Source organism: Amycolatopsis sp. WQ 127309 (assembly GCF_023023025.1).
Classification (GTDB): domain Bacteria; phylum Actinomycetota; class Actinomycetes; order Mycobacteriales; family Pseudonocardiaceae; genus Amycolatopsis.
The window spans coordinates 6396082-6408160 of the sequence record NZ_CP095481.1 but is presented as its reverse complement, the minus strand read 5'-3'; the positions used below and the strand labels follow the sequence as shown (position 1 = coordinate 6408160).

The following is a 12079-nucleotide window of genomic DNA, read 5'->3' as shown; positions in this document are numbered from 1 at the left end:
GTGGATAGTCTGTTATGGACGGTTTCAGGCCTGGCGCTTGCGACGCCGCTTCGGCACCGGCGAATCATCGCCCTGCACCAGCTCCGAACGCAGCTTGGTCAGCTCCTCCGCAGCCCGGGTCGTCCGGGTCTCGTCGTGGGACGCCAGCTGCAGCAGCAGCGCGTCCGTCAGCACCTCGGCGCTGAGCATCTCGCCGGTGAAGTTGGTCGTCGACTGCGGGGCCGCGAGGGTGACGTCGACCCGGTCGGCGAACAACGCGCCCAGCGAGCTGGAGACGAGCAGCACCCGGGCGCCCACGCTGTGCGCGTGGTCCAGGACCACCTCGATCTCGCCGAGGATGCGGGCCGGGGTGTAGAGCACCACGAGGTCGTCAGCACCCAGCCCCAGCAGGTCGTCGGCGAGCTGGAAGCCGGTGGCCCAGCTCGCGCGGGCCCGCCGTCCCATCCGGGTCAGCCGCATCGCGAGGTACCGGGCGAGCAGGCCCGAGCCGCCGAGCCCGAAGGCGAGCACCTCGCGCGCGCCGTCGAGCAGCTCGACGGCGGCACCGAACTCGGCCTCTTCGACCAGCCGCCGGGTGACGGCGAGCCGTTCGGCCGCCTCGGTGAACACCCGGGCGACCGCGGAGCCGCCCTCTTCGTCGTGGAAGTGACGCACGGCGTTCGTCACTTCCACGACTTCCGCCGCCAGGGTGCGCCGCAGGTCCAGCAAGCCGCTGAAGCCCAGGGACTTCGCGGTGCGGACGACCGTCGCGTCGCTGGTGTCCGTGGCGCTGCCGATCTGTTCGGCGGTCGCGAAGATCGCGTGCCGGCCGTGGTCGCGCAGGTACTCGGCGACGATCCGCTCGGCACGGGACATGCCCGTGAGGTTGCGGTTGATCCGGGCGCTGAACGACAGGTCCCGCCCGTTCTCGCCGTGCTCGGTCATCTGCTCTCCCCTGGACTCCGCCGCATCGTACTGTCGCCGCGCCGCGGTCACGGCCGACCCGCGAGGGCCGCCGCCAGGAACCGCTGCACGACGTCCTGCAGCTGCAGCCCGCGGTGCGCGATCCCCGGCACGACGTCGAGCTGCACACCGACGCCGTGCCGCTCGAAGTTGTCCCGCAGCGACGTCAGCCGGGCGACGCGCGTGTCGCCGCCGGCGTCGACGCCCGGCTCGGCGATCTCCCAGGTCTCGGTGTCCTCGGCGCCGACGACCATCTGCACCGGCACGGTGCGCAGCGCGTCGAGGGCGAGGTCCTGGCCGAAGCGTTCGCGCAGGTCGGCGGTGCCGGGCCACCACGGCACGCCGGGGTCGATCCGGGTGACGCGCCCGGGCGCCCCGACCGACAGCGCGGACAGCCGCGCGGCGTGCAGGTAGGCGAACCGGTGCACGAACTGGCCGCCGCCGGAGAAGCCGTGCAGCGCGAACTTCGCGGCGTCGACGCGGTACCGCTGGGCCACCTCGTCGACGATGTCCAGCAGCACCTTGTCGAACCGGACGCCTTTGAAGCTGAGCCGCTTGAAGCCGTTGAGGTCGCCGGGTTCGCCGATGCCGGCCGGGAACAGCGGGGCCAGCACCACGCACTCGTTGTCCTCGGCGAACCCGCGGTAGGCGTCGCGGTAGCGCTCGGCCATGCGCTGCGTGCCGTGCACGACGACGGTGAGCGGCAGCGGCGCCGTCGCGCTCCGGTGCGCCTTCGGCACGTACAGGCAGTAGGAGAAGCGCTGGTCGGCCTGCGACGCGAAGAACGCCGTCGGGCCCGAGTGGTAGAACTCGACCGGATCCAGGATTCTCGCGTCGGCGCTCGGGCGCGGGCTCGTCATGGCTTCTCCTTCGGGTCGTTCTCGTGTAGCGACGACGACAGGTGTTGACATCTCGGTAGCACGGTCTATCTTATCGGTAGCCCACGCTACAACGTCTCATTAAATGTAGCGAACGCTTCCAAGTCCGCCCAGGAGGAAGCCGATGAACGCTCCGCTGGTGAGCATCCGCGGTCTGTGCAAGAGCTTCGGCGACGTCGAAGTGCTGCACGACGTCGACCTCGACATCCACCAGGGTGAGGTGGTCGTGGTGGTCGGGCCGTCCGGCTCGGGGAAGTCGACGCTCTGCCGGTGCATCAACCGGCTCGAGCGCGTCAGCTCCGGCACCATCACCCTCGACGGGGAGCCGCTGCCCGCCGAAGGACGCCGGCTCGCGCAGCTGCGGGCCGACGTCGGCATGGTGTTCCAGTCGTTCAACCTCTTCGGCCACCGCACCATCCTCGACAACGTCACCCTCGGCCCGATCAAGGTCCGCGGGATGGCGCCCCGCGACGCCGAGACCGAAGCCCGGCGCCTGCTCGACCGGGTCGGCGTCGGCGACCAAGCGGCGAAACGGCCCGCCGAGCTCTCCGGTGGCCAGCAGCAGCGCGTCGCGATCGCCCGCGCGCTGGCGATGAACCCCAAGATCGTGCTGTTCGACGAACCGACCAGCGCGCTCGACCCCGAGATGGTCCACGAGGTCCTCGACGTCATGACCGCCCTCGCCGCCGACGGCACCACGATGGTCGTCGTCACCCACGAGATGGGGTTCGCCCGCCGCGCCGCCGACCGCGTCGTGTTCATGAGCGACGGCCGCATCGCCGAAGAGGGCACCCCGGAAGAGTTCTTCGACCGGACCGGGACCGTCCGCGCTCGCGACTTCCTCTCCAAAGTCTTGGCCCACTAATACTTTCAGGAGCAACCATGAGAACTCGCACCACGGCGGTCACCGCGGTCACCGCCGCGCTGGTCGCGGTGCTGGCCGCGTGCGGCAGCGCCCCCAACCAGACGCCGGGCGCGGCCGCCAAGCCCGCCGCCGCCGACATCGCCGGGCAGATCGACGAGACGGCCGTCGTCGACGCCGCTCCGGTCGGGCAGAACCTGCCCAGCACGCCGATGCTGGACAAGATCCGGCAGAAGGGCGAGCTGACGTTCGCGGGCAGCCGCAACACGATCGGCTTCTCCCAGCTCGACCCGGCCACCGGCAAGCTCTCCGGGTTCGACGCCGGCATCGCGCAGCTGCTGGCGAAGTACCTGCTCGGCAAGCCCGACGCGAAGCTCCAAAGTGGCGGGTCCGACACGCGGGAAGCGTTGCTGGGCAACCACACCATCGACGTGGCCATCCAGACCTACACCATCACGCCGGACCGCGCGAAGCTCGTCAACTTCGCCGGCCCGTACTACATGGCGGCCAGCGGCATCGTCGTGAAGTCCGCCGACACGACCATCAAGCAGGCGAGCGACCTGGCCGGCAAGAACGTCGCCACCGAGTCGGGCGCGGCGAAGGACGCGCTGCTGGCCGCCGTCCCGACCGCGAAGCCGATCCTCTTCGACACCGCCGCGCAGTGCGTCGCCGCCGTCGAGCAGGGCCGCGCCGAGGCGATGACGCTCAACAACGCGTCCCTGTACGGGGTGATCGCCACCAAGTCCGACGTCAAGCTGCTGGACGCCACGTTCGGGACGAACCCGTTCGGCATCGGCATGCCCAAGGACGACCCGAAGTTCAAGGACGTCGTCAACCAGTTCCTGACGACGATCGAGGCCGACGGGACCTGGACCAAGCTCTGGCAGAGCACGGTCGGCAAGCTGATCAAGACGCCCGCGCCGCAGCCGCCGCAGATCGGTTCCGTGCCCGGCTCCTGATCCGGCGCGAGACGGGAGACCACCGTGTCCGTACTGTTCGATCACCTCGGCGAGCTGTTCACCGGGTTGCTGGTGACCCTGGAACTGGCCGTGCTCGCCTTCCCGCTCGCCGTCGTGGTGGGCACGGTGCTCGGCGTCTGCCGGGTCGGCCCGCTGCGTCCGCTGCGCCTGGCCGCCGGGTTCTACGTCCAGTGCCTGCGCAACTCACCCCTGCTGCTGGTGCTGATCATGGTGGTCTTCGGGCTGCCCTACGTCGGGGCGACCGTGCCGCTGTTCGGCTCGGTCGTCCTGGGGCTGGGCCTGTACTTCGGCGCGTACGTCTGCGAAACCGTCCGCTCGGGGGTCGCGGCCGTGCCCGCCGGGCAGATCGAGGCGGCCCGCGCGCTCGGGCTGACGTTCGCCGGCGTCCTGCGGCAGGTCGTGCTGCCGCAGGCGTTCCGGGCCATGGCGCAGCCGCTGGGCTCGATCTTCATCAACGTCAGCCTCGCGTCGGCGCTCGGCGCGGCCGTCGGCGTCCAGGAGCTCACCGGGTCCGCCCGGCAGTTCAACCTCGACCACGCCCAGCCCATCCCCAGCTTCATCGCGGCGACGATCGGCTACCTGCTGATCACCCTCACCGCGGGGCAGCTCACCGGGGTCATCGAGCGGAAGGTCCGGATCCGGCGATGAAGTCCTCGTCCACCACCGTGTTGTTCGACGAGCTCGGCCCCAGGGGCAAGGCGCGGCTCAAGGTCGCGACGATCGTCGCGGTCGTCGTCCTCATCGGCGTGCTCGCCGGGATCTTCGCCCAGCTCGCGCACGTCGGGCAGCTCTCGGCGCGGCTGTGGTCGCCGCTGTGGGAGTGGCCCAACATCCGTTACCTGCTCGACGGCCTGGGCATGACGCTGCGGATCGGCTTGTCCTGCGCGGTGATGTCGCTGGTGTTCGGCACGGTCTTCGGCCTGGGCCGGCTGTCGCCGCGCCGCTGGCTGTCCGTGCCGGCCGCGGCCGCGATCGAGCTGTTCCGGGCGATCCCGCTGATCCTGCTGGTCTACTTCTTCCTCATCGGGCTGCCGTCGTTCGGCTGGAGCCTGCCGCCGTTCTGGGTGCTGTCCATCCCGATCGTGCTGCACGCCGGCTCGGTGTTCGCGGAGATCGTCCGCGCCGGGGTGAACTCGCTCGACCGCGGCCAGTTCGACGCCGCCGCCGCGATCGGGCTGCGGCGCGGCCAGGCGCTGCGCCTGGTGATCCTGCCGCAGGTGTTCCGCGCGCTGCGCCCGGCGCTGGTCACGCAGGTAATCCGCACGCTCAAGGAGTCGAGCCTCGGGTACGTCGTGAGCTACCCGGAACTGCTGCGCAACGGCCAGGTCCTCGGCGAGTACAACGCCGACTTCCTGCAGGCGTACGCGCTGACCGCGGCGATCTACATCGTCATCAACTTCGGCCTGTCCCGGGTCGCCGAGCTGCTCGACCGGCCCCCGCGCGTCCGGCGCCGCTCCCGGGTCGCCGAACCCGCCTCCGCCGCCCCGGCGGCTCCGGTCGAGACGCTTTCGTGAGCGTCGACAGCTACGGCAGCCTCGCCCGGCTCGATCTGGCCGGCGAGCGGTTCCGGGTGCACCGCCTCGACGCCGTGCCCGGCGCGGACCGGCTGCCGCTGGGCCACAAGATCCTGCTGGAAAACCTGCTGCGCCACGAGGACGGCCACCACGTGACGGCGGAGCAGATCAAGTCCCTGGTGGACGGTTTCCGGGGTGTCATCGGGTTCTCGCCGTCCCGGGTGTTCCTGCACGACACCAACGGCGTCCCGGTGCTGACGGACCTGGCCGCGTTGCGCGACGCCGTCGCCGAGGCGGGCGGCGATCCGGCGGCGGTGCGCCCGCGCATCCCCAGCCACCTGACCGTCGACCACTCCATCGCGACGGAGGTGTCCGGGACGTCGGACGCGGTGCGCCGCAACGTCGAGATCGAGTACGACCGCAACGCCGAGCGGTTCCGGTTCCTCAAGTGGGGCGAGCGGCTCGACGGCGTGCGCGTCATCCCGCCCGGCACCGGGATCATGCACCAGATCAACCTCGAACACCTGGCCACCGTGGTCGAACGCCGGGACGGCTGGGCGTTCCCGGACACCTGCGCCGGCACCGACTCGCACACCACGATGGTCAACGCGCTGGGCGTGCTGGCCTGGGGTGTCGGCGGGGTCGAAGCGGAGGTCGCGCTGCTCGGGCAGCCGCTCAGCCTGGTCGTGCCGCCCGTGGTCGGCGTCGAGCTGACCGGCGCGCTCGGCCCCGGCGTCACCGCGACCGACCTGGTGCTCACCATCACCGAACGGTTGCGGGCGCACGGCGTCGTCGGCAAATTCGTCGAGTTCACCGGCCCGGCCGTGGCCCGGATCCCGCTGGCCCACCGCGCCACGATCGCGAACATGTGCCCGGAGTTCGGGGCCACGGCGGCGATGTTCCCGATCGACGCCACGACCCTCGGCTACCTGCGGCTCACCGGTCGGCGCGCCGACCACGTCACCGCCGTCGAGACGTACGCCAAGGAGCAGGGTCTGTGGCACGATCCGTCCGTCGGCCTGCGCTACGACGAGCGCGTGCGGATCGACCTTGCCGAGGTCGTCGCGTCGCTCGCCGGGCCGCGACGGCCGCAGGACCGCGTCGCGCTGGCCGACGTCCCGGCGAACGCCACGGCCGCGATCGGGTCCACTGTGGACCGTGGCGGGATCCCTGACGGCGCTGTCGCGATCGCCGCGATCACGTCGTGCACCAACACGTCCAACCCGCACGTGATGGTCGCCGCCGGGCTGCTCGCCCGCAACGCCCGCGCCCGCGGCCTGACGTCGGCGCCGTGGGTGAAGACGAGTCTCGCGCCGGGCTCGAAGACCGTCACCGGGTACCTGCGGCGCGCCGGGCTGACCGAACCCCTGGACGAGCTGGGCTTCCAGCTCGTCGGCTACGGCTGCATGACGTGCATCGGCAACTCCGGGCCGCTGCTGCCGGACGTCTCGGCGGCGGTCGCCGAGCGCGGGGTGGTCGTCGCGTCCGTGCTGTCGGGCAACCGGAACTTCGACGGCCGGATCAACAACGACGTCTCCCTCAACTACCTCGCGTCGCCGCCGCTGGTCGTCGCGTACGCGCTCGCCGGCTCGGTCACGCACGACCTGACCACCGAACCGCTCGGGACGGATCCCGGCGGCGAGCCCGTGTTCCTCGCCGACCTCTGGCCCGGCGACGCCGAGATCGACGCCGTCGTCAGCGCCCACTTGACCCCGGAGCTGTTCCGCGACGCCTACTCGGACGTCTTCGCCGGCGACGAGCGCTGGGCCGCCGTCCCCGCGGCGGGCGGTGACCGGTTCGCGTGGCCGGCGGACTCGACCTACTTGCGGCGGCCGCCGTTCCTCGACGACGTCCCGGGCCCGCCGGCCGACTTCCTCGGCGCGCGGGCCCTCCTGGTCCTCGGCGACTCGGTGACCACCGACCACATCAGCCCGGCCGGCCGGATCCCGCCGTCGAGCTGCGCCGGCCGCTACCTGAGCGGGCTGGGCGAGGCGGACCTGAACACCTACGCCTCCCGCCGCGGCAACTTCGAGGTGATGGTGCGCGGCGGTTTCGCCAACCCGCGCTTGACGAACCGGCTCGCCCCCGGCGGCACGACCCGCGACGCCGCCGGGAACGTCGTCCCGGTGTACGAGGCCGCGAGGTCCTTCGCCGGCACTCCTCTGCTGGTGCTCGCGGGGCGCGAGTACGGCACGGGTTCATCGCGCGACTGGGCGGCGAAGGCCACCGCACTGCTGAAGGTGCGGGTCGTGCTGGCCGAGTCGTTCGAGCGGATCCACCGGTCGAACCTGGTGCAGCTGGGCGTGCTGCCACTGCAGTTCGCCGAGGGGCAGAGCGCGGATTCGCTGGGCTTGGACGGCACCGAGGAGTTCGACCTGCTGGGCATCCCCGAGGCCGTCGAGGATCCGGCTTGCCTGGTGAGGGTGCGGGTCCGGCCGCGGGACGCTCCGGCGTTCGAAGTCGGCGTCCGCGCGCGCCTGGATACGCCGCGGGAAGCCGAGTACTACGCCCACGGCGGGGTGCTCCCGTACATGCTCGGCCGGTTCGGCGCCTGACGCCGTCGCTCCGGCCGTTCATCATGGAGACTGGGCCCGCGAAACCCGGAAAGGACGTCCCGACATGACCGGCATCTTCACGGAGCCGGCGCCGGCTTTCTCGCCCGAGAGCCTGCGCGCCGCGCTGCGCGACCACTGGCGGCTGCCGGACCCGGTCCTGAAGCCCCTGGACAGCGAACGCGACCTGAACGTCCTGGTCGACGACCGGTTCGTCCTCAAGATCTCCAACCCCGCCGAACACCCCGACGTCGTCGACATGGAGGTCCGCGCGCTGGCGCACGTCCACGGCGCGGACCCGGGGCTGCCCGTGCCCGAGTCCGTCGCCGCGGAGTCGGGTGACGCCGTCGCGCACCTGACCGACGACGCGGGCCGCGGCTGCCTGGCCCGGCTGATCACGCTGCTGCCCGGCGTCCCGCTCGAAGGCAAGCCGGTGGACGACGCCCTCGCCGTGCGGGTCGGCGCGGTCACGGCGCGGGTTTCCGTGGCCCTGCAAGGGTTCTTCCACCCGGCGGCGGGCCGCTCGCTGCTGTGGGACGTCCGGCGGATGCCGGAAGTGGTCGCCGCGTCGGGCCTCGGCCGCTTCGGCGAGCTGGTCACGCGGGTGACCCCGGCGCTGGCCGCGACGGTCGCGCTGCCGTCCGGCGTGCAGCACGCCGACGTCACGCTCACCAACGTGCTGGCCGAGGCGGGCGCGATCACCGGCGTGATCGACTTCGGCGACATGCACCACACGGCCGCCGTCACCGACCTGGCCGCCACGCTGACGTCGGTGCTGCGCCGAGCCGGCGACGTCTGGCGCGGCACCGAAGCCGTGCTGCGCGGCTACCAGCGGCACCGCGCGCTGAGCCCGGCGGAGGTGGCCGTCCTCGGCGAGCTCGTCATCGCCCGGCTGCTCACCACGCTGGCCGTCTCGGCGACCCGGCGTGACGCGCACCGCGACAACGAGCGCTACATCACGCAGTACGACCGGACCAGCGAACGGGTCCTGGACCTGCTGAGCGCCCTCACCCCGGACGAGCTGGGCGACCGGCTCGCGCGGCTGGCCGGGACCCGCGACCTCGCCACGGCCGTCCCGGACCACGAGCTGCCCGCCCGGCGCGCCGCGGCGATGGGCGGCGGGCTGTCGCCGCTGTTCTACCGCCGTCCGCTCGAGCTGGTCCGCGGCGAGGGCACCTGGCTCTACGCCCGCGATGGCCGGCGCTACCTGGACGCGTACAACAACGTGGCCGTCGTCGGGCACGCGCACCCCGCCGTCGCGCGGGCCGTCGGGCGGCAGCTGGGCGAGCTGAACACGCACTCGCGGTACCTGCACGGCGGCATCGTCACGCTCGCCGAGCGGATCCTCGCGACCATGCCGCCGGAGCTGGACACCTGCCTGTTCACGACGTCGGGCACCGAGGCGAACGAGCTGGCGTGGCGGCTGGCGACCGAGTACACCGGCGGCGACGCGGCGATCATCGCCGAGCACGCCTACCACGGGTCGTCGAAGTGGATGGCGGACCTGAGCTCGAACGAGTGGCCGCCGGGCTACCGGCCGTCGCACGTCGGGACGTTCGCCGCGCCACGGGATTCCGCGGCCACACCGGCCTTTTCGGCCGCCGGCCTGCGTCCGGCACTGGTGCTGGCCGACTCGCAGTTCACCTCGGAAGGCATCCTCGACGCGCCGGCCGGGTTCCTCGCCGGGCTGGTCGAGAACGCCCACGCGGCCGGCGCGCTGTACCTGGCGGACGAGGTCCAGTCGGGCTACGGCCGCAGCGGCCCGCAGCTGTGGCGGTTCGCCCTCGCCGGGATCACGCCGGACCTGGTGACGCTGGGCAAGCCGATGGGCGCGGGCTACCCGATCGGCGCCGTCGTCACCCGGCGCGAAATCGCCGACGTCCTGGCGGGCAAGTACGAGTACTTCTCGACGTTCGCCGCGACCCCCGCCGCCGCGTCCGCGGGCCACGCGGTCCTCGACATCCTGGAGCTGACCGGCCTGCCCGCCCGGGCCGTCGCGGTCGGCGAGCACCTCCGCCGCGGCCTGCGGGAGCTGGACTCCCCCTTGCTCGGCGAAGTCCGCGGCACCGGCCTGCTCGCGGGCGTCGACGTCGCGTCCCGCGAGGTCGCCCGGTCGTTGCTCGAAGACCTGGCCGGCCACGGCGTGCTCGCCGGTCTCACCGGACCCCGCGGCGACGTGCTCAAGGTGCGCCCGCCACTCGTCTGGGAAACCGGGCACGCCGACGAGTTCGTCGAGCGGCTCGGCGACGCCGTGCACCGGGCCGTCAGCGCACCGGGAAGCTGACGCCCGTCAGTTCTTCGCTCACCGACCACAACCGCGCGGCCGCGGCCGGGTCGATCGCGTGCGGGGACACGCCCGCCGGCGGGACTTCGCCCGTCCCGTGCCGGCTCGCGTCGTGGTCACGCTCCGGCGCCACCGGCGCGATGTTGTTGTCCAGGCAGTACACCCCGCCGACGTCGGCCAGCTGGGGGCTGACCGCGCACCACACGCTGGTCGACGCGCCCTGCTGGACCGTCTTCTTGCCCGCGTACGGGTCGATCACCGGCTTGCCGTCGTCGTCGACGAGCTTCATCGCCCGCAGCGTCTCCGGAGAGGCCCAGCCGCTCAGGTTCGTGTCCACAATGGATCCCGGGTGGACGGAGAACGCCTGCACGCCACGGCGGTCCAGCTCGAGCGCGAACAGGATGTTCGCCGTCTTCGACTGGCCGTAACCGAGCATCGGGTGGTACTCGCGGTGCTCGAAGGCCAGGTCGTCGAACACGACCGGCGACAGCCGGTGCGCCGCCGCGGACACCGACACCACGCGGGCGCCCCGGGCCAGCGCCGACGATAACCGTGCGGTGAGCCGGAAGTGCCCGAGGTGGTTGGTCGCGAAGTGCGACTCGTGGCCGCGCGCGTCGCGCGTCAGGGGCACGCCCATGACCCCGGCGCTCGTGACCAGGATGTCGACCGCACGGCCCGACGCGAGGAACCGCCGCGCGAACGCGTCCACCGACACCGGGTCGGCGAGGTCGAGCCGGTCGATCTCGACGCCGTCGATGCCGTCGAGCATGCCGGCGGCCTTGGCGGGGTCGCGCACGGGGACGACGACGTGGGCGCCGCGCTCGCGCAGCACCCGGGTCGTCTCCCGGCCGATGCCCGAGTGCCCGCCGGTGACGACGGCGAGCTTGCCGGTGAGGTCGACGCCGGCGGCGACCTGCTCGGCCGTCGACGCGGCGTCGAACGGCGTGTCCTCGACGGGGATCTGGGGGCTCATGGGCGTCACTTCCCGACGACGTCGTGGTCGATGAGGCTGCGGGCGCAGTCGAGGACGGCGACCTCCGCCGGCCGCGGTGTCCAGTCCAGCAACGACTTCGCCTTCGCCGTGCTGTGGCGGCTGCGGCGGCCGAGGGAGGGCATGATCTCCCGCAGCGAGCGGTCGAACAGCGCCGACGCGCGGACGGCGAGGTCCGGCAGCTCGCGCGTCGGGACCTTGCGGCCGTCCTCGCCGAGGCCGTCGCGCAGGATGCGCGCGATGTCGTGCATCCACAGGAACTCGCCGGTCGCGAGGAACCGCTGGCCGGCCGCCGCGGGGGCGGTCATGGCGCGGACGTGGACGTCGGCGAGGTCCCGCACGTCGACGACCTCCAGGCCGATGCGCGGGGTGCCGGGCATCGCGCCGGCCAGCAGCCGGGAGATGATCCGGACCGAGCCCAGCGTGCCGGGCGACAGCACCGGCCCGAACACCGCGCCCGGCAGGACCGTGGCGAGCGCCATCGGCCCGTCGTAGGACTTCATGAACTCCCACGCCGCCAGCTCGGCCGCCGTCTTCGAACGCCGGTAGGCGGGCAGCTTCGGCGCGTCCAGATCTGTCCACAGTGTCTCGTCGGTGACGCCGTCGGCGGTGTAGGACGTCGGGCTGGCCGTGTTCGCCGCCGACGTCATGACCACCCGCTCGACCCCCGCCGCGGCCGCGGCGCGCAGCACCCGCAGCGTGCCGTCGCGGGCCGGGACCAGCAGCGCCTGCGCGTCCGCGCCGTCCGCACCGAGCGGTGAGGCGACGTGCAGCACGTGGTCGCAGCCGTCGAGGGCTTCCTCCCAGCCGTCGTCGCGGGTCAGGTCCGCCACCGCGAACTCCAGGTGGTCCGTCCGGTCCGAGACGGACGCGACCGCCCGCCGCACCCGCTCGCCACGGCTCGCGTCACGCACGGTCGCCCGCACGTCGTAACCGCGGCCGAGCAGCTCGGCGACGCACCAGCCCGCCACGTAGCCGGTCCCGCCGGTCACCAGCACCGAACCCGACATCGCGTCCTCCTCGCTTCGTTAGCCGTTCGGCTAATGAAACCAGCGTAGCACCACCTCCGGTCCGCC

10 protein-coding genes are annotated in these 12079 nt (G+C 72.5%); 6 read left to right on the top strand and 4 right to left on the bottom strand.

Annotation, left to right across the window (positions count from 1 at the left end; translation table 11 throughout):
* Positions 1-24: 24 nt before the first annotated feature.
* Together MUY22_RS29300 and MUY22_RS29295 are read right to left on the bottom strand one after the other, a co-directional pair.
* The gene (locus MUY22_RS29300; protein ID WP_247049850.1) at positions 25-924 is read right to left on the bottom strand and encodes a MurR/RpiR family transcriptional regulator; all 900 of its coding nucleotides are present in this window, start codon (positions 922-924) and stop codon (positions 25-27) included.
* A 47-nt stretch (positions 925-971) separates the two neighbouring features.
* Positions 972-1802, bottom strand: coding sequence for an alpha/beta hydrolase (locus MUY22_RS29295; protein ID WP_247049848.1), 831 nt, complete (start codon positions 1800-1802; stop codon positions 972-974).
* Positions 1803-1944: 142 nt separating this feature from the next.
* Here MUY22_RS29295 and MUY22_RS29290 point away from each other — a divergent pair, with 142 nt between their 5' ends.
* The 6 genes from MUY22_RS29290 (at position 1945) to MUY22_RS29265 (ending at position 10012) form a co-directional block, all read left to right on the top strand.
* Positions 1945-2685 (top strand): amino acid ABC transporter ATP-binding protein, encoded by a 741-nt coding sequence (locus MUY22_RS29290; protein ID WP_305879313.1) that lies wholly within the window; start codon positions 1945-1947, stop codon positions 2683-2685.
* 17 nt (positions 2686-2702) lie between these two features.
* Entirely contained in the window at positions 2703-3641 is a 939-nt protein-coding gene (locus MUY22_RS29285) for a transporter substrate-binding domain-containing protein (protein WP_247049846.1), read from the top strand.
* 24 nt (positions 3642-3665) lie between these two features.
* Positions 3666-4310, top strand: a complete 645-nt coding sequence (locus tag MUY22_RS29280; protein WP_247049844.1) for an amino acid ABC transporter permease — start codon at positions 3666-3668, stop codon at positions 4308-4310.
* Complete coding sequence (locus MUY22_RS29275) at positions 4307-5176, top strand: amino acid ABC transporter permease (protein ID WP_247049842.1); 870 nt, start codon at positions 4307-4309, stop codon at positions 5174-5176. The genes MUY22_RS29280 and MUY22_RS29275 overlap by 4 nt, the downstream gene beginning before the upstream one ends.
* Positions 5173-7731: an aconitate hydratase AcnA gene (gene acnA, locus MUY22_RS29270; RefSeq protein WP_247049840.1), complete on the top strand. Its 2559-nt coding sequence runs from the start codon at positions 5173-5175 to the stop codon at positions 7729-7731. The genes MUY22_RS29275 and acnA overlap by 4 nt, the downstream gene beginning before the upstream one ends.
* 64 nt (positions 7732-7795) lie before the next feature.
* On the top strand, positions 7796-10012 hold the full coding sequence (locus tag MUY22_RS29265) for an aminotransferase class III-fold pyridoxal phosphate-dependent enzyme (protein WP_247049838.1): 2217 nt from the start codon (positions 7796-7798) through the stop codon (positions 10010-10012).
* On the opposite strand, the gene MUY22_RS29260 is transcribed toward MUY22_RS29265, so the two are convergent.
* Together MUY22_RS29260 and MUY22_RS29255 are read right to left on the bottom strand one after the other, a co-directional pair.
* A complete protein-coding gene (locus tag MUY22_RS29260; protein WP_247049835.1) occupies positions 9993-10985 on the bottom strand; it encodes an SDR family NAD(P)-dependent oxidoreductase in 993 nt (330 codons plus the stop codon). The two genes, MUY22_RS29265 and MUY22_RS29260, sit on opposite strands and share 20 nt — an antisense overlap.
* 5 nt (positions 10986-10990) lie before the next feature.
* Positions 10991-12013: an NAD-dependent epimerase/dehydratase family protein gene (locus MUY22_RS29255; protein ID WP_247049834.1), complete on the bottom strand. Its 1023-nt coding sequence runs from the start codon at positions 12011-12013 to the stop codon at positions 10991-10993.
* Between the last annotated feature and the right edge of the window lie 66 nt (positions 12014-12079).